Origin of the sequence: Kitasatospora kazusensis, assembly GCF_039529945.1 — a bacterium.
GTDB classification, from domain to species: domain Bacteria; phylum Actinomycetota; class Actinomycetes; order Streptomycetales; family Streptomycetaceae; genus Kitasatospora; species Kitasatospora kazusensis.
This window is the reverse complement of sequence record NZ_BAAANT010000013.1, coordinates 149,243-166,845: the sequence shown is the minus strand read 5'-3', so window position 1 is coordinate 166,845 and position 17,603 is coordinate 149,243. Positions and strand designations below refer to the sequence as shown.

The window sequence follows — 17,603 nt, the reverse complement described above, 5'->3', positions numbered from 1 at the left end:
GCAAAACGCTCGGCTGGAGAACTCCAGCCGAGCGCCTGCGTGATCTACTGACGACCACATAGATCATCAGGTGTTGCGAGGACCCCAAGAATCCGCCCTGCGGCCGGGGCCTTCGGCGTTCCGTGGTCTCAGTTTTGGTCGCGGTTGGGATTTTGGGGCCTCAGTGGTCGCTCCTCGCCCGAGCGACAGCGACGAGGGCGCCACAGAGCTGGCTCTTCAGCCCATCAGCTTCACAAGGCCGTGACGGCGGGCGGGCACTGGTCGGCGAGGGATCGCATTTCGGTGGCGTACCTGGACCAGATGTCGCGGGACAGGAAGTGGCCGACGCCAGGCAGGATGACCAGGCGGGCGCGAGGGATGGCGGCTGCGAGGGCGCGGGCGGCCGAGACGCGGATCAGCGGGTCCTGCGCGCCGTGCATCACCAGAGTCGGCGTGGTGATTCGGGCCAGTGGCCCGCCGTGCCACTTGGCTCCGATCTGACGGCTCTGTGCCCGGTCGTCCCGGAAGCTGGAAACGCCGTGCGCAGCCTCCTTGGCCACGAACTCACGCACGTCGTCCTCGCCGAGACGCTGGCCGGGCGCAGCCAGGATGCGCGCTACGGCCACAGCCAGGGCCAGTTCGCCCTCCGGGCTTTCGGGGAAGTGCAGCCGGGCGAAGCGCACCAGGGGCGCGGGGCGCAGGTAGCGCAGGACGCTCAGCCCCCGGACGTCACTGGGCACGGCCGAGGAGGTGGTCAGGCTCCGGACTCGATGCGGGTGGCGGATCGCGATGCGCTGGGCCACCAGACCGCCCATGGAATGGCCGAAGAGGTGGGCCGCGTCCCAGCCGACCTCCTCCATGACCGCGACCGCGTCGTCAGTCAGATCCTCGGCGCTGTAGGCCGGCGGCTTGGCTCGGAGCAGGGCCTTGATCGGCGGGCCGACCGGCCGATCGGGCAGGTGGGTGGACTCGCCCGCGTCACGCTGGTCATAGGCCACAACGTGGAAGCCGCGACGCACCAGTTCGCCGACCAGCTGGTCCGGCCACCAGAAGCGGGACGTCCCCAGGCCCATGACCAGCAGCAGCGGGTCGCCACCCTGGCCACCCAAGTCCTCGAAGGCGATCCGGATCTCACCGTTGTGCGCGAAGCGCGTCATCCTGGCCCCCACATTGATTTGCAAACGCCGTTCGCGAACACTGTATTCGAACGGTAGGCTGCGGGCAACAGGGAGGTACCAGTGACAGGACAGCAGGAACCGGTGATCTGGATGCGGCCGCAGCAGGCGGCGGTGGGACGCCCTGCCGAACGCAGCCGGGCCGAGATCACCGCAGCCGCGGTGGCGCTGGCCGACGAGGACGGCCTGGAGGCCGTCTCCATGCGCCGGGTCGCCACGTCCCTCGGTACGGGCGCCGCCACGCTCTACCGCTACGTCTCCACCCGTGACGACCTACTCGACCTGATGATCGACAGCACCGCCCGCGAGTACGACCTACCGACTCCGAGCGGCGACTGGCAGGCAGACCTGCTCACGGTCGCGCGGCAGGCCCAGCAGATCATGCGGCGGCACCCCTGGCTGCCGGCCCTGGTCATCACCCGGCCGACCCTCGGCCCCGCCGGGATCGATCTGCTCGAGCACGTACTCGACGTACTCGCCGATCACCCGGCCGCCGCCGCTGCCAAACTTGAGGCGTTCGCGCTGCTGATGGCGCTGACCGCACTGTTCACACAGAACGAACTCGCCGGTACCGGCCCCGACTCGGGCCGCGCGGCCGCCTACCTCCACCACGTGGCCGCCGCAGGCAGCCACCCCCGACTCGCCGCACTGCTTGGCACCGCTGTCCCGCCCCGCGACGACCGTCGCGACCAGTTCGGAGCCGTGCTCGAACGCGTCCTGACCGGCCTGCTGGGCTGACCAGGGACGCACCCTGAGCGGCCAGGACTGTGCGCACACATGAGGCCGCTGGGCCCGACGTCATGTCGGGCCCAGCGGCCTGTCGGCGTCACGGAACGCCCTCGGCGAGGTTCAGCGGCACAGGGCGGTGTCCACGGCGCGTTCGAGATTCCTTCGGCCCGCCTCGTCGGTGAGCTGCATGGTGACCGCGACGTTGGCGGCGCGGCCGTCGTCGGTGGCGCCGCCCCGGCTCTCGTACCCCGGGAAGCTGCCGCCGTGGCCCCAGGAGAGGCCGCCGCACGGTAGCGGACGGCTGACGAGTCCAAGTCCGTAGCGGGCTCCGGGGCCGAAGGTCGCTTCGGCGGGGACGGTGGAGCGCATCTGGGCGAGCTGGGCCGAGGGCAGGAAGCGGTCGGCCAGGAGTGCGCTGAAGAAGCGGTTGAGGTCGGAGCCGGTGGAGACCATCTGGCCTGCCGCCCAGCCCCAGGAGGGGTCGATCTCCGTGATGTCGCGCAGCGGCGCGTCCGCCGATTCCCGGTAGTAGCCGTGGGGGTGGGGCTCCCGGATGCTCGCGTCACCGGGAGCGGGGAAGTAGGTGTGGCGCAGCTCGGCGGGTCGGACGACGCGCCGGGCGATCTCCTCGGCGAGGGGGCGGCCGGTGACCTTCTGGACGAGCAGGCCGGCCAGGATGTAGTTGGTGTTGCTGTACTTCCAGCTCGTCCCGGGGGCGAAGTCGGCCGGGTGCCGGAGGGCTGTGGCGAGCAGCTCGCGGGGGGCGTAGTACCGGACGTCGTCCCCGAGGTAGTCGCTGTAGTTGGGGAGTCCGCTGGTCTGCTGGAGGAGCTGGCGGACGGTGATGCGGCGCCCGTCGATCCCCTCCCCTCGGACGAGACCGGGCAGGTAGGTGTCGACGGAGGCGTCCAGGTCCACCCTCCGCTCCGCGACCAGCTGGAGGACGACGACCGCGACGAAGGTCTTGGTGTTGCTGCCGATCCGCACCTGCCCGTCGACGGGTACCGGTGCGCCGGTGGCCAGGTCTGCGACTCCTGCGGTGTAGGTGCGGGTGCGGCCGTTCCGGTCCTGGACGCTCGCCAGCGCGGCGGGCATCCCGTCGTCGCGCACCAGCGCGTTCAGGCTCCGCTGGACGGAATCCTGTCTGGCGGCGGAGGCCTGGGGCGCCGACAGGACGCCCGGCGTCATGACGCCGATGGCCACCGCGGCGGCGGCCGACAGGGCCCGTCGCCGTCGAAGTCCTTGCCGTGTCTGTCCACGCATGAGTCAACTCCTGGGGAATTGCCGGATCTTCGTTCGGTTCGCCCGGGCCCGGCGAGCCGGGCCCGGGCGGGGTGGCGTGCCTCATCCGCACAGGGCGGCGTCCACGGCGTCCTTCACGTGCTGCGTGGCCGCCGCGTCCGTCGGGATGGTGGTGACCGCGACGTTGGCGGCGCGGCCGTCGTCGGTGACACCGCCCCGGGTCTCGTACCCCGGGATGTCGCCGCCGTGGCCCCAGTAGACGCCGCCGCACGACAGCGGCCTGCTCGTGAGCCCCAGCCCGTAGCTGAGGCCGGGGTGGCCGGTGGGGACGGTCGTGCGCATCTCGGCGAGCTGGGCCGCCGGGAGGAGGTGGCCGGCCAGGAGCGCGGTGAAGAAGCGGTTGAGGTCGGAGTTGGTGGAGATCAACTGGCCTGCGGCCCAGCCTGCGGAGGGGTCCAACTCGGTGAAGTCGCGCAGCGGTCCGTCCGCCGGGTTGCGGTGGTAGCCCTGGGGGTGCGGCTCTCGGATGGTCTTCTCGCCGGGGGCGGGGAAGTAGGTGTGGCGCAGCCCGATGCGCTTGATGATGCGCCGGTCCATCTCCTCGGCGAGGGGGCGGCCGGTGACCTTCTGGACGATCAGGCCGGCCAGGATGTAGTTGGTGTTGCTGTACCCCCACGTCGTCCCCGGAGCCGCGTCGGCCTTGTACCGGAGGGCGATGTCGAGCAGCTCGCGGGGCTCGAAGTAGCGGTTCCTGATCTCGTCGTCGTCGAGGTGGATGCCGTAGTCGGGGAGTCCGCTGGTGTGCTGGAGGAGCTGACGGACGGTGATGCGGCGCCCGTCGATCCCCTCTCCGCAGACGAGGCCGGGCAGGTAGGTGTCGACGGTGGCATCGAGGCCGATCTTCCCTTCGCCGACCAGTTACAGGACCACGACCGCCGTGAACGCCTTGGTGTTGCTGCCGATCCGTACCTGGCCGTCCCTGGGCACCTTCGAACCGGTGGTCAGGTCGCCGACTCCTGCGGTGTAGGTGCGGGTGCGGCCGTTCCGGTCCTGGACGCTCGCCAGCGCGGCGGGCATCCCGTCGTCGCGCACCAGCGTGTTCAGGACCTGCTGGACGGCGTCCGGCCTGGCGGCAGCGGAGGCGGCTGCGGAAGCGGAGGCGGAGGCGTAGGCGGCGGGCGGGGCGAGGGCGCCCAGCGTCATGACGCCGATGGCCACCGCGGCGGCGGCCGACACGGCTCGTCGCCGCCTGCCGCCCTGCTGCCGGGTCGAGGAACGAAGGCCCTGCCGGATCTGAGCACGCATCAGTCAACTCCTGGGGATCGTTTGGTCTGGGCACGATCCTGGTTTCCAGGGCCCTCCGACCGCATCGCGGGAAGGCGGGAGAAATCGCTCCCCCGATCGGGGGAGGCTGCCGGAGGGCCGCCCGGCGATACTGGCGACCATGATCAGGGGAATCCGGCCGCTGCTGCGCGGCTCCACGTATTCGGGTGTGCTGTTCGCCTACTGCGGCGCGCTGGCGAGCCTTCCGTTGTTGCCTCTCGCCCTGTTGCCGGCGCTGTCGTGGCGATCCGCTCCGGAAAGCGTGCAGATCGTCCTGGTCCTGCTGGTCTGGGCGGTGCTGGTCGGGGTGGTCGGACTGGCGCGCCCCGTACGGCGGGCGCTGGTCGTGTCCGCCCGTCGGCTGCTGCAGGTGCCGCTGCCGAATCCGGTGGCCGGTCGCCGGACCTCTGGTTCACTCGGCCTCGACCGCTGGCGGACCCCGATCTGGCTGGTGCTGCACGTGGCCGTCGGGTGGACGGGGGCGCTGGCCAGCGGGGTGCTGTTCATCATGGGCCTCTCCCTGCCGGGGAACTGGCTCGGCGGAGAGGCGCGGGCGAGTCTGTTCGGCACGTCGGTCCGGGTGTCGGGCGGGTGGAGCTGGGTGGTGGCGGCCGTGTGCATCCTGCTGGCGGTGGCCGTCTGCGTAGTGGTGACGAAGGCCCTGCGGTGGTCGGCGCCACGGCTGTTGGGCCCGTCGGCGGCCGAGCGGCTCGCGCTGGCTGCCGAGCGGGAGCTGCTGCTGGCCGAACGCAACCGGCTGGCCCACGAGTTGCACGACTCGATCGGGCACACGCTGACGGCGGCCACGATCCAGGCGGCGGTGGCGGGCGAGGTGCTCGCCGCCGACCCGGCGGCGGCGCGGGCCGCCCTGCGCAGCATCGAGGAGTCGACCCGGGCCGCGCTGGAGGACCTGGACTACGTGCTCGGAGTGTTGCGCGAGGACCAGTCGGGAACAGCGCCGACCCGCACCCTGGCCGACCTCCCCGAGCTGCTGGACCGTCTGCGGCACGCGGGCGCGGTGGTGGAACCGGCCCTGTCGGGCGATCTGGCGCAGGTGCAGGGGACGCTCTCCCGGGCGGCGTACCGGATCCTCCAGGAGGGGCTGACGAACGCGCTGCGCCACGGGGCGGGCGGCCCGGTCGAAGTCCGGGTGGCGGCCGGGCCGGACGCACTGGATCTCACGGTGGTCAACCGGACCGGGGCACGGACGGGCCCGGGCCCGGGTGCCTTCCCGACCTCCGGCCACGGTCTGCCCGGACTGGCCGAGCGCGTACGGCTGCTGCACGGTGAGTTCCAGGCCGGTCCGGACGGGACGCAGCACTGGCGGCTGGCCGTGCGGCTGCCGGTACGGGTCTCGGCGTGAGTGGATCCGACGCGGGCGAAGGCATGGCCCTCCCCGCCGTCACCAGCCCCGCCATCACCCTCATGATCGCGGACGACGACGAGGTGACCCGCAGCGGCCTGCGCACGCTGCTCGCCGCACAGCCGGGAATCACGGTGGTCGGCGAGGCCGCCGACGGCGTCGAGGCGGTCGAGCGGGCGCAGAGCCTGCGGCCGGACGTGGTCCTGATGGACGTCCGGATGCCGCGTCGCAACGGGATCGAGGCCACCCGCCAACTGCTGGCCGAAGCAGCCGACCCGCCGAAGGTCGTGATGATCACCACCTTCGAGAACGACGGCTACGTCACCGCCGCCCTCAGCGCGGGCGCCAGCGGCTTCGTCCTCAAGCGCCTCCCGGTCCGACAGATCGCCGAGGCGGTCCGGGTGGTGGCGGCGGGCGAAGCGGTCCTCTTCCCGGCCGCACTGGGCCGCATGGTCGCCGCCCGCCCGCTGGGCTCCGCCGAGGCCCTGCCGCAGGCCGCCCTGACCGGCCGGGAGGAGGAGGTGCTGCGCCTGATGGCCACCGGGCTCTCCAATCCGGAGATCGCGGAGTCCCTCACGGTGAGCCTGGAGACGGTCAAGACCCACGTCGGAAACGTGCTGGCCAAGCTCGGCGCGCAGAACCGGACCCATGCCGTGGTGATCGCGTACGAGTCCGGCTTGGTGGTCCCTGGCTTCACCGGCTGACCATGGCGAACGGCACCCGACCGAGACGGCTACAACGCGATCCCAGCTACGTCCTGGTTGCAGTCTTGGTTGCTTTCACCCCCGTCCAGCACCGTCCGGCACCGTCCGGAGCCCATCCAGCGAGCCGCTCCGCCGCAGCTCAGGATGCTCACGACCGCCGCCGAACGCCCGGACGAACAGCTGGAAAGCGTGTTTGGGGGCGCCCCCTCACGAGTTCGGATCTCGTACCGCCCTGACCTGTCCGTACCACGGGCTCGCCCGGTCAGCACGGTCGGCGTTCAGGGGGCCAGCCCATGGAGGTGCCGTCGTCACGTCAGGTGCAGAAGTAGTACTTGACCGCGCCGGGCGGAGGCAGGTCGGCGGGCATGTAGGACCACTGGCGGCCGGTCGGCGCCGGCCGAGGAGTGCTCGGCGGGACGACGGGGGGATGGACGCGGCCCCGTCGAAGGGTGGGCCGACCGGCTGCGGGTGGCTACTTGAGCGGTGTGCCGCCCGAGTTGCGGTACGCGGTCGTCTTGTTGATCAGGTTTCCGCCGTCGGACTCGACCGTGGTCTGTTCCTGCTGCCCCGGGCCGAACAGGAGGGCGGCGACGTGCGCGTTCGCGACCTGGTCCATGTGCGAGAGGAACCAGTCGACCTTGTCGTCCTTGTAGTGGCCGAAGGTGTTGTTCTGCGCCATGTTGCCCAGGGGGATCTGCCACAGGACCACCGGCTTGCCCACCGACTCGGCCATCGTCCTGTACCACCCCAGCGCGGCAGCGGCCTTCTGGTCGTTCCAGTAGGTGTCACGGCCGCCGTTCGCCGCCAGCGCGTACCAGCCCGCGTCGCGGTCCACCACGTCGGCGACCAGGAAGTCGGCGCTCGATGCCCCGAGGTCCGCGTAGTCCTTGACGCACTTCTGCATGTTGCTCTGCCAGTCCCAACAGGTGAGGTGGAACCCGGCGCCCGTGTTCGGCGCGTACTTGTGCGCCATCGTGATCAGGCACTGGGCCAGGCCGACGGCGCTGTTCTCCTGCGATCCGCAGTCCGTCGGGTTCGCGGCCTCGACCTGCGCGGCGACCTGGTGCGGATTGCCGAGCGACCGGACGTAGCCCCAGAAGTCGGGCTCGATGTCGATCGCGTCCTGCGAGGTGCCGATCTTCTGGAGGAAGAAGCGGTAGTCGTTCATGTAGCGGGTGAGCAGGTCGGTCCTGTTGATGGCGGTGACCTCGCCCGGACCGTCGCCCTGGCCCGCCAGGTCTCCGAGGTCGCGCAGCGAGTACCAGGTCCAGAAGTTCTTCTGCGGGCGCGGCCTGCCCTGGTACGTCGCCTTGGTCACGTGGTCGTCGTTCCAGGTCACGTAGAAGCCGGGCGCCGTGGTCTCGCCGCTCCAGCAGCCCCACCAGCTCGACCAGGCGGCCTTGCAGAGCGCTGCCGAGTAGTAGTCCGACGAGGGCGCGGGCCGGCTGTGCACGTAGGCGTAGCGCACGTCGAACGGCGCGGCGTTCGCCGAGTTGTCGTTCATCGAGCCGCCGACGAGCACCGTGTTGCTGCCCATGAAACTCTTCGCCGAGCTGCCGCCGGCGGTGACCGGGGACGCCGGGGACGCCGGCGGCGTCGACGCCGGGCGGGTGCCGCCCGGGGACTGGCTCGCCGGAACGCTGCCGCCCGGCGTGGTGGGCGCGGTGGGCGTGCTGGGCGCGGAGCTGCTGCCGGGGCTCCCCGCGTTCCCGGTGCCGCTGACGCTGCCGGCCGGGACGAGCTGCCACTGCTGCTGGGCGCCGTTCCAGTCGTGGTACTGGGCGATATGGCTCCCGTCGGCCTTGGAGCCGCCCGGGACCTCGACGGCCTTGCCGCTGAAGCGGTTGATCAGGCGCACGTAGCCGTCCGGCGACTTCGCCAGGTGGAACTGCTGGTTGGCGCCGTTCAGGTCGCGCCACTGCACCAGCTCGGAGCCTTCGGTCTTCGACCAGTTGTAGTCGTCCAGCACCTTGCCGGAGTTCCGGTTCTGCAGCCGGTAGTTCCCGTCACCCGAGTCGATGAACTTCCACTGCTGATCGGTCCCGCCGTTACGGCTCCACTGCACGATCGGGGCACCGTCGTTCATGGCGTAGCCGGGGGCGTCCAGCACCTCGCCGGTGCTGCGGTTGACCAGCACAAACCAGGCGTTCGTGTCCACGGTTCCCGCTGAGGCCGTGTTGACCACGACCACGGAGCCGCCCAGGACCGCCAGGCCGACGGCCGCCCAGAAACTCCGACGCTGGTACAACCGACGGCCACGATGCGTCGGCCGCCGCCCCGGAACGTCCGGGCGCAGCGACGCGCGACCACGGCGGGCCCGGCCGCCGGGCGACGCCTCCGGCGACGTGGATGGGCGAGGGAACATGTCGATGCTCTCTTTCAGCCGTTGCCTCTGACCGGACCGCCTGTCCGGACACCACCCAGTTGTCACCGCCCGCGGAAAGGTTGCCCCGGACCGCGAAGTTTTTTCGGGCACCGCGCACCGGCCGGCGATCACGTCGTCGGGCGGGGGCGGCGGCCGGGACGAAACGCAGCCGACGACCGGTCAGCCGGTCGCCGGCATGATCCACGGGTGGGACGAGATCCGAGGGGGCAGTGTCCACTGCGAAATCACGGGCATCCGGTGGGCTCGAGCAAGCGTGAGAACCACGGACGGGGCAAGGTTGCCCTGGGACGAGGGCCGCGCCAATCTCCGGCTCGACAAGAAACATTCTTCCCGATCGCGGCAACCTTCGCGCGCACGGCGGCAACTGACAGGCAATCGAGGCCGAGACGAAGGCCCACCGCGCCAGAGGGACAAGCCGTTGCCAGCTCAGAAAAGCTCTCATCGCCGCCGTCCGGCGACCCGCCGCGTGGTCGCCATCGCCGTGGCCCTCGCAGCGGCGGGTGCCGCCGTCCCGCTGGTCGCCATGGCCACCAACACGCCCGGCGCCCCGACCGTGGTCGCCGACGCGGCCGCCCGCAGCGGGCGCTACTTCGGCACGGCAGTGGCCTCGGGCAGGCTCGGCGACCCGGCCTACTCGAGCATTCTCGACCGGGAGTTCAACACGATCACCCCGGAGAACGAGATGAAGTGGGACAGCACCGAGCCGTCGCGCGGCTCGTTCAACTTCGGCCCGGCCGACGCGATCGTCGACCACGCCGCCGCGCACGGCCAGAAAATGCGTGGCCACACCCTGGTCTGGCACTCCCAACTGCCCAACTGGGTCTCGTCGATCAACGACGCCACCACCCTGCGCAGCGTGATGGACAACCACATCACCCAGGAGATGACCCACTACAAGGGCAGGATCTACGCCTGGGACGTGGTCAATGAGGCGTTCGCCGACGGCGGCAGCGGCCAGCACCGCAGCTCGGTGTTCCAGAACGTGCTGGGCAACGGCTTCATCGAGGAGGCCTTCCGCACCGCCCGCAGCGTCGACTCCTCGGCCAAGCTCTGCTACAACGACTACAACCTCGAGAACTGGACGGACGCCAAGACCCAGGGCGTCTACACCATGGTCAAGGACTTCAAGGCCCGCGGCGTGCCCATCGACTGCGTCGGCTTCCAGAGCCACTTCGGTGCCGGCGGCCCCCCGGCCAGCTTCCAGACCACGCTGTCCAACTTCGCCGCGCTAGGCGTCGACGTCCAGCTCACCGAGCTCGACATCGCCCAGGCAGCCCCCGCCGCCTACACCAGCGCCGTCCAGGCCTGCCTCAACGTCGCCCGTTGCACCGGCATCACCCTGTGGGGCATCCGCGACAGCGACTCCTGGCGCGGCGGCGAGAACCCGCTGCTGTTCGACAGCAACGGCAACAAGAAGCCCGCCTACAACGCCGTCCTCACCACCTTCGGCGGCGCCGACGGCAGCACACCGGGCGGCGCCCTCAACTCCGGCACCGTCTACACGCTCTCCGCGATGGGCACCGCCGGACGCCTCCTCGACGAGCCCGCCGGACAGAACGGCAACGGCACCCAGCTCCAGGTCTGGGACGCCGGCGGCGCCACCAACCAGCAGTGGCGGGCCGACAAGAACGGCGACGGCTCCTACGCCTTCACCAACATCGCCAGCGGCCGGGTCCTGGACGATCCGGCCGGCCAGGCCGCCAACGGCACGAAGCCGGTGGTCTGGGACAACAACGGCGGCGCCAACCAGCACTGGAAGGCCGCCCGCAACAGCGACGGCTCCTACACCCTCACCAACGCCGCTACCGGCAAGGCCCTGGAGACGCCCGGCAACCAGACCGCCAACGGCACCCCCGTCCAGATCTGGGACTCCTGGGGCGCCGCCAACCAGCACTGGACCCTCCGGTCGACCGGGTCGTCCACCCCACCGCCGACTCCGACCCCGACCACGCCCGCCCCGGGCGGCACGTGCGCCCTTCCCTCGACGTACCGGTGGTCCTCCACCGGCGCACTGGCGCAGCCGGCGAACGGCTGGGCTGCGGTGAAGGACTTCACCGACGTCGTCTACAACGGCAAGCACCTGATCTACGCGTCCAACGTGTCGGGGTCGTCGTACGGCTCGATGATGTTCAGCCCCTTCACCAACTGGTCCGACTTGGCGTCCGCCGGGCAGAGCGGCATGAGCCAGGCCGCAACGGCGCCCACGCTGTTCTACTTCGCGCCCAAGAACATCTGGGTGCTCGCGTACCAGTGGGGTCAGTGGCCGTTCATCTACCGCACCTCGACCGACCCGGCCGACCCCAACGGCTGGTCCGCGCCGCAGCCGCTGTTCACCGGCAGCCTGCCCAAGTCCAGCACCGGCCCGATCGACCAGACCCTGATCGCCGACGACCAGAACATGTATCTGTTCTTCGCCGGTGACAACGGCAACATCTACCGTGCCGGCATGCCGATCGGGAACTTCCCGAGCAGCTTCGGCTCGTCCTACACCACCGTCATGACCGACACGACCGCCAACCTCTTCGAGGCCCCGCAGGTCTACAAGGTCAAGGGCCAGAACCAGTACCTCATGATCGTCGAGGCGATGGGCGCGAACGGACGCTACTTCCGCTCCTTCACCGCCACCAGCCTGGGCGGCTCCTGGACCCCGCAGGCCGCCGGCGAGAACAACCCCTTCGCCGGCAAGGCCAACAGCGGCGCCACCTGGACCAACGACATCAGCCACGGCGACCTGGTCCGCAACAACCCCGACCAGACCATGACCATCGACCCCTGCAATCTCCAGTTCCTCTACCAGGGCAAGTCCCCTGCCGCCACCGGCCCCTACGACCAGCTCCCGTGGCGCCCGGGTGTCCTCACCCTGCAGCACTGACCCCCCGGTCAAAGGTGATCGCGATCGGGTGCAGTCTGCCGGCACGTGGACGGGCGATTCACGGCGTGGGCAACTCCACCTGCTGACCGACACTCACCGCCCCGAGGAACCCCAGCCGTGCACCGGCTGGGGTTCCTCCGTTCTGCGGACTTTCATCGCGGTACGGGCCGGAGGCCGGCAAATGAATCGTGCTCGGTCCGGTCAATGACCGGAGGAGGGCCCTGATCCCGTGACGACGTGCCCGTGAGACGACAGAAAACGGCGCACTGTGGTTGCAATCATCCACGTCGGTTCTGCCTTCGCGGCACCGCGTCGGACGTCCCACTCGAACGACTGCGTGCCCTGGTCGCTGTGGGACAGCCCGCGAGCCTGACGTTGGAGTACAAGGAGGCGTTCCCCGATCGATTGATCAACTCGGTGGCGGCCGCATCGCACCGCTTGATCGCCAACTGCTTCGGAGCACGCCGCGCCCGCTTCCGCTGCGTCTTCGAGTGACCCGAGCCGGACCTGCGGAATGAAACGGCACCCGCACCGGCGATCGATAAGCTGCTCACTAACTGGGCTGGCACGTGTCGTAGTTGACTGCCAACCTGGCGTGATTCTCCATTGGCACGAACTTGAGGACTGCTGGTGAGCGACCCAATCATCGTCGTAGGTGCGGGCCCGGTGGGGCTGACCGCTGCGTTGGAGCTGGCCCGGCGCGGGGTGCCGGTGCGGATCGTGGACCGGCTGGCCGAGCCCACGACGGAATCGCGCGCCATCGTCGTGCACGCTCGCAGTCTGGAGATGTTCGAGCGGCTGGGCCTGGTGGACCGGCTGATCGGGGCCGGGGTCCGGACCACCGCGATGGAGATGCACTCGGACGGCGAGGTGGTGGCCAGGATCGCACTCGACCTGGTGGACAGCCCGTTCCCGTTCTCGGTGACCATCGCGCAGACCGAGACCGAGCGCATCCTCACCGAGGCGCTCGCCGAGCACGGTGTCACCGTTGAGCGCGAGGTGACCCTGACGGGCCTGACCCAGGACGAGCACGCCGTCCGGGTGGTGCTGGAGCACGCCGACGGGAGCGAGGAGACCGTGAGCACCGGCTGGTTGGTGGGCGCCGACGGCGCGCACAGCCAGGCGCGCAAGCTGGTCGGCAGCACGCTGGCCGGCAAGTTCAAGGGCGAGCGGTTCCTGATGGGCGACGTGGACGCCGACCACGATCTCGACCCGCACAGCATGTACACCTTCTTCGCGCCGCACGACGGCCCGCTGCTGGTCTTCCCCATGCAGGGTGACCGGCTGCGGCTGATCGCGAACATCGCCCCGGACGAGGAGCGCACCGCGACCCAGGAGTGGCTGCAGCAGGTGGTGGACGAGCGCGCCGAGCGGCCGATCCGGATCCGGGACTCGCGCTGGCTCACCGTTTTCGAGGTGCACCACGCCCAGGTGCCCGAGTACCGGGTCGGCCGGGTGCTGCTGGCCGGCGATGCGGCGCACGTCCACAGCCCGGCCGGGGCCCAGGGCATGAACACCGGTATCCAGGACGCCCACAACCTGGCGTGGAAGCTCGCCCTGGTCGGCACCGGCCAGGGCAGCCCTGCCCTGCTGGACAGTTATCACGCGGAGCGCCACCCGGTCGGCGCCGAGGTGATCCAGTTCGCCAGCGCGCTCACCCGGGTCGGCACGCTCGTCAACCCGATCGCGCAGAAGCTGCGCAACAAGGGGATGCATCTGCTCACCAGTCTCGCCCCGGTCCGCCACGCGATGGCCGACCGCACCGAGGAGACTGCGATCGCGTACCGGAAGAGCCCGATCGTGGTCCAGGGCCGGGGAGGCGGCGAGCTGCACGCCGGCGACCACCTCTCGGCGGCCGGCCCGGAGCTGCGGGCGGCGCTCGCCGGAACGCACGAGCATGTGCTGCTCACCGTGGCAGGCAGCGACTCGGCAGCTGCACCGGCGCCGGTGGCCGATGTGACGGTCCGGCAACTGCTGGTCGGTGCCTACGACACCGCCCCGACCGGCTACGACGCCGTGTTCGCGGACCCCGACGGCCGGACGGCCGCCCGCTACGGTCTCCCGAACGGCGGCCGGATCATGGTCCGCCCGGACGGTTACATCGCCGCGATCGCCCCGCTGGACGAGGACTCGCCGCTCCACACCTACCAGGCACTGCTGCAGGCGTAGCACCCTGGTCATTGCCCCGTCTCGCCGAACGTGAGCCGCCCTGAACCCTGGCCTGCGGTAGCTCGGTTCGAGCAGGACGGGACGTGTGCGCGGGGCGAATCCTGGCGCCTCAACTGTCCTCGGCACTGTCGGTCCGAGGCGCGCGTTCGGCCAGGAACTCGGCCAGGAACTCGTCCAGGAGCCGGAAGGGAAGTTCGACCGCGCGCTTCCCGTCCTCGCGGTAGCTGCACGAGGTTGTCCCACCCGTCAGGCAGCCCGATGAGGAGGGCCCACCCTGGCCGGCCATGATCGGCTCGTGGGTGACGAACCAGTGCTTTGACAGTTCGCCGGGTTGGTGGTCGCGTCGATGGTGCGGGCCGTTTTCTTCTGGGCGGGCGGTTACCCGGTGGCCGGACGATGATGGAAGTCCGGGGGCGCGCGACGTACGAGAGCGACGTATGGCTGTATGGCATGTGCGGGACTTCACATCGGACGACCTTGAGGCGGTGGTCCGGCTCGACACCGAGAGCGCCACGACGGACAGCCCCGCAGTCTTCCGCCTGTCCGATGTCGTCGCCGCGTTGCAGGCGAGGAATCCGAGCGTCGTCGCGGTGGCCGACGGGCATCTCGTGGGCGCGGCGGTGGGCCGGGTCGACGGGGACCGGGCGTGGGTGTTGCGCATCGCGCTGCACCCCGCCTGGCGCAATCTGGGCTTGGGTACCGCACTGCTGTCCGCGTTGGAGCACCGTCTGCGGGACTCCGGCGCAAGGATCGTCGCGGCGCTGCTGCCCGACGAGGAGACCGGCTCCACCGCACTGGCCAACTCCGGGTTCCACCCCCGCCGGGGCCTCACGTACTTCGAGAAGTCGGAGGCCGTCAGCGCCCAGGGCGCGACGGTCCTGGCCATGCTGGGCGCGGTGATGCCCGAAGCCCGCCTCTGGGGGCAGCTCACGGGCATGACCGAAGAGAAGCGGCTCATCGAAAGGCGCCTGGTACTGCCCTTGGCGAATCCCGAGCTGGCGGACGCCCACGGAGTGGAACCACCCCGTGCGGTCGTGCTGTTCGGTCCACCGGGCACTGGCAAGAGCACGTTCGCCAAGGCCGTGGCCGGTCGGCTCGGCTGGCCGTTCGTCGAGCTCCTCCCCTCCCGGCTCGCCTCGAAGGACGGGCTGGCCGCCGGACTCAGCCGCCGGTTCGAGGAGGTGGCGCAGCTCGACAACGTGCTGCTCTTCATCGACGAGGTCGAGGAGGTCGCGGGCACGCGCAGTCTCGCCGCCCCGGCATCGGTCGGCGTGGCCAATGAACTCCTCAAGTCGATCGTGCGGTTCCGTGACCGCGACGGCCGGCTCCTGGTCTGTGCCACCAATTCGGTGGCCGCCCTGGACCCGGCGTTCCTGCGCCACGGCCGGTTCGACTACGTCCTGCCGGTCGGGCCGCCCGACCGCGGGGCGCGCGGAGCACTGTGGGCCGGCTACACGGCGAGAACGGGCACCGCCGCCGACACGGCAGTCCTCGCCGAGGCGAGCGAAGGCTTCACGCCCGCCGACATCAGGCAGGTCGCCATGGCGGTCGCCCAGAGCGTCTTCGAGCGCACGCTCGACACCGGTGAACGGACCGAACCCAGCACGGGGGACTATCTGGACGCCATCCACCAGACCCGTCCGACCGTTTCCGCGGAAATGGCCCAGGAGTTCGCCGACCAGGCGGTCCGCTACGGGCGGGTCTGAAGGGCAGGCATCAACGTTCCGCTGTGTCCGTCCCGAGGCGCCGGGCAGCGAACCCGGCCGGCGCCACCATGCCCGGTTCGGGCCGACCGAGCGTAACCGCGTTGTAGCCGAAGGAACTTCGCACGCCGGCACCGGACCGCGAGCGACCCGCTCGCTGCGCAGGCCGACGGAGTCGTGGCCGGTGTCCGCGTAGTCAGCAGGAACGGGAGCCGCCCGGCACGGCCGGGGCGGCATGCGTCACTCGCGTGACCATTCGGTCTCGGTCCGGGGCTCCCCGGGGGCATCGGACCCGTCCCAGAGGCGGATCCTGATCGCCCGGGGACCGGGAGCAGGCCGCGAGAGCGTGCGCACGAGCACGTCCCGCAGGTGGTTGGCCGCCTGCTGGGGTGGCCCGTCGTACTCCAGCGGATTCTGCAGGGGAACGCCGTCCTGCCGGGACCAGCGGCCGTCGTCGTCCTGAGTCTCCAGCACCCATCGGTAGTGCCGCATCCTGGCCTCCCGAACCGGGGATCCCACCCCCTGGGAACGACAGTATGGGCGAGGCGGATCAACCGCGACCGGGGACGCCGCGCCTCCGAGGCGGACCAGATCACCGACGGTGATCATCCCGTGCGTGCTCGTCCGGCCCGTATCGGTCGACCGCCGATGCGGGCCATATCCGCCGGTCCGCGTCGCCGTGCCGGAGCCGTGCCGTCTTCTCCCCACGGCGCCCGGCACGGACGGGTCCCGCCGGGCGGGCGGGCCACGCGAACCGGCGTGGCACGGGCCGACACCGGCGAGCGGCCGTACAGCGATCGGTATCAGACGAGTGCCAGGCTGATCTCTTCGTTGAAAATCGCCCAGCGCTGGCCGGGGTCCCCGGAGTCGCACGGCTTCGTCGAGACGTTCGGGGTCTGCCAGGCGTTGGCGAAGCAGTAGCCCGGGGCGTAGGAGAGGGAGATCTGCTGCCCCGAGACGGTCCAGTACTGTCCCAGATCCTTGGAATCGCACGGCTTCACCGAAACGTCCGGGGCGCCCCAGGTATTGGCGAGGCAGTAGCCCCGCGCATTGGTGAGGGAGATCTGCTGCCCTGAGACAGTCCAGTGCTGGCCGGAATTGCCGGTGTCGCACGCCTTCGTCGAGATGTTCGGGGTCTGCCAGGCGTTGGTCAGGCAGTAGATGCCGGGATGCGGGGCCGGCGCGGCCGCACCTGCCTGACCGGCCGGCAGGAAGGAGGCCGTCAGTGCCAGCGTGGCGAGGGCGAGCGTCTTGCGGACTGCGATTGCCATGGAGAGCGGATTCCATTCTCAGTATGGTCGTATGATTCGTGCACAATCAATGACTCGATCGTGCAGCCCTGCCCTGAATGCACGACAATTGATAGCATCGATCGCTGACGAACTGATGAGACAGTGCCGGATATTCCCCCGAAAGGCGGACTCTGCGCCACCGAGAGCAATCGAATGGCGTCGGCCGACCATCCACGGTCAGGCCGGTGCCGTGTCGGCCGCCACCGGTCCGCCTCCCGCCGGCGGGGCCCATGAGCGCCGAGGACCGGCCCGTGCTTCAGGACGAGCCCGCACCGCCTCGGTCGACGAGGACCTGGACGCCGTCGAGGATGCGGGCGAGGCCGAAGTCGAGCGGGTCGATCTCCGTAGGCTCGGACGCGCCCGCCGCGATGGCCCTGGTCAGGGCGGGGAAGCGGTCGGCGTGGCGGTGGAGCAACTCGCCGGTCAGCCGGCTCCACTCCTGGTCGTGGGCCTGGTCGAAGTCGGTCAGCTGCCGGGCGAGGTTGCGCACGAGCCCGACGAGCAGGAGGAAGACCTGTCGGCACTCGGCGGGCGTGAGTCCCGACGGTGCCAGGGCAGCGAGTGCGGCGTCCAGCCAGCCGAGTTGTCCCGGACCCATGGCCTGGCGTCGCATCGCGGTGGCCGTGAGCAGCCAGGGGTGGGCTGGTGGACGGCCAGGGAGCGGCG

At 70.5% G+C, this 17,603-nt stretch carries 12 protein-coding genes and 1 pseudogene; 6 read left to right on the top strand and 7 right to left on the bottom strand.

Going from position 1 to position 17,603, the window contains the following annotated elements:
* Nucleotides 1-230: 230 nt before the first annotated feature.
* Nucleotides 231-1,136 (bottom strand): alpha/beta fold hydrolase, encoded by a 906-nt coding sequence (locus ABD330_RS14410; protein ID WP_344464776.1) that lies wholly within the window; start codon nt 1,134-1,136, stop codon nt 231-233.
* A gap of 81 nt (nt 1,137-1,217) precedes the next feature.
* On the opposite strand from ABD330_RS14410, the gene ABD330_RS14405 reads away from it, so the two are divergent.
* Nucleotides 1,218-1,892, top strand: coding sequence for a TetR/AcrR family transcriptional regulator (locus tag ABD330_RS14405; protein WP_344464774.1), 675 nt, complete (start codon nt 1,218-1,220; stop codon nt 1,890-1,892).
* 111 nt (nt 1,893-2,003) lie between these two features.
* Here the strand turns inward: ABD330_RS14405 and ABD330_RS14400 are convergent, their stop codons facing one another.
* Together ABD330_RS14400 and ABD330_RS14395 are read right to left on the bottom strand one after the other, a co-directional pair.
* The gene (locus tag ABD330_RS14400) at nt 2,004-3,146 is read right to left on the bottom strand and encodes a serine hydrolase domain-containing protein (protein WP_344464772.1); all 1,143 of its coding nucleotides are present in this window, start codon (nt 3,144-3,146) and stop codon (nt 2,004-2,006) included.
* Between the two features lie 81 nt (nt 3,147-3,227).
* Nucleotides 3,228-4,430: pseudogene (locus tag ABD330_RS14395) on the bottom strand (serine hydrolase domain-containing protein).
* A gap of 139 nt (nt 4,431-4,569) precedes the next feature.
* On the opposite strand from ABD330_RS14395, the gene ABD330_RS14390 reads away from it, so the two are divergent.
* The gene (locus ABD330_RS14390; RefSeq protein WP_344464770.1) at nt 4,570-5,811 is read left to right on the top strand and encodes a sensor histidine kinase; all 1,242 of its coding nucleotides are present in this window, start codon (nt 4,570-4,572) and stop codon (nt 5,809-5,811) included.
* 23 nt (nt 5,812-5,834) lie between these two features.
* Entirely contained in the window at nt 5,835-6,515 is a 681-nt protein-coding gene (locus ABD330_RS14385; protein WP_344464798.1) for a response regulator transcription factor, read from the top strand.
* Between the two features lie 472 nt (nt 6,516-6,987).
* Here the strand turns inward: ABD330_RS14385 and ABD330_RS14380 are convergent, their stop codons facing one another.
* Nucleotides 6,988-8,763, bottom strand: coding sequence for an RICIN domain-containing protein (locus ABD330_RS14380; protein WP_425555528.1), 1,776 nt, complete (start codon nt 8,761-8,763; stop codon nt 6,988-6,990).
* 661 nt (nt 8,764-9,424) lie between these two features.
* Between ABD330_RS14380 and ABD330_RS14375 the strand changes: the two genes are divergently transcribed.
* From ABD330_RS14375 to ABD330_RS14365, 3 genes are all read left to right on the top strand, one after another.
* On the top strand, nt 9,425-11,773 hold the full coding sequence (locus tag ABD330_RS14375; protein ID WP_344464794.1) for a non-reducing end alpha-L-arabinofuranosidase family hydrolase: 2,349 nt from the start codon (nt 9,425-9,427) through the stop codon (nt 11,771-11,773).
* Between the two features lie 630 nt (nt 11,774-12,403).
* Nucleotides 12,404-13,942, top strand: a complete 1,539-nt coding sequence (locus ABD330_RS14370) for an FAD-dependent monooxygenase (RefSeq protein ID WP_344464768.1) — start codon at nt 12,404-12,406, stop codon at nt 13,940-13,942.
* Between the two features lie 437 nt (nt 13,943-14,379).
* Nucleotides 14,380-15,648 carry an ATP-binding protein gene (locus ABD330_RS14365; RefSeq protein WP_344464792.1) on the top strand — a complete coding sequence of 423 codons (1,269 nt, stop codon included), beginning with the start codon at nt 14,380-14,382 and terminating at the stop codon, nt 15,646-15,648.
* 237 nt (nt 15,649-15,885) lie between these two features.
* Here ABD330_RS14365 and ABD330_RS14360 read toward each other — a convergent pair whose 3' ends face one another.
* From ABD330_RS14360 to ABD330_RS14350, 3 genes are all read right to left on the bottom strand, one after another.
* Nucleotides 15,886-16,137 (bottom strand): hypothetical protein, encoded by a 252-nt coding sequence (locus tag ABD330_RS14360; RefSeq protein ID WP_344464766.1) that lies wholly within the window; start codon nt 16,135-16,137, stop codon nt 15,886-15,888.
* Between the two features lie 311 nt (nt 16,138-16,448).
* On the bottom strand, nt 16,449-16,916 hold the full coding sequence (locus ABD330_RS14355) for a ricin-type beta-trefoil lectin domain protein (protein ID WP_344464764.1): 468 nt from the start codon (nt 16,914-16,916) through the stop codon (nt 16,449-16,451).
* Between the two features lie 277 nt (nt 16,917-17,193).
* On the bottom strand, nt 17,194-17,535 hold the full coding sequence (locus ABD330_RS14350; protein WP_344464790.1) for a hypothetical protein: 342 nt from the start codon (nt 17,533-17,535) through the stop codon (nt 17,194-17,196).
* Between the last annotated feature and the right edge of the window lie 68 nt (nt 17,536-17,603).

Coding starts and splice junctions, on each gene's coding strand:
- ABD330_RS14410 (WP_344464776.1), bottom strand. CDS start 1,136: ATGACGCGCTTCGCGCACAACGGTGAGATCCGGATCGCCTTCGAGGAC.
- ABD330_RS14400 (WP_344464772.1), bottom strand. CDS start 3,146: ATGCGTGGACAGACACGGCAAGGACTTCGACGGCGACGGGCCCTGTCG.
- ABD330_RS14390 (WP_344464770.1), top strand. CDS start 4,570: ATGATCAGGGGAATCCGGCCGCTGCTGCGCGGCTCCACGTATTCGGGT.
- ABD330_RS14385 (WP_344464798.1), top strand. CDS start 5,835: ATGGCCCTCCCCGCCGTCACCAGCCCCGCCATCACCCTCATGATCGCG.
- ABD330_RS14375 (WP_344464794.1), top strand. CDS start 9,425: ATGGCCACCAACACGCCCGGCGCCCCGACCGTGGTCGCCGACGCGGCC.
- ABD330_RS14365 (WP_344464792.1), top strand. CDS start 14,380: ATGGCTGTATGGCATGTGCGGGACTTCACATCGGACGACCTTGAGGCG.
- ABD330_RS14360 (WP_344464766.1), bottom strand. CDS start 16,137: ATGCGGCACTACCGATGGGTGCTGGAGACTCAGGACGACGACGGCCGC.
- ABD330_RS14355 (WP_344464764.1), bottom strand. CDS start 16,916: ATGGCAATCGCAGTCCGCAAGACGCTCGCCCTCGCCACGCTGGCACTG.
- ABD330_RS14350 (WP_344464790.1), bottom strand. CDS start 17,535: ATGGGTCCGGGACAACTCGGCTGGCTGGACGCCGCACTCGCTGCCCTG.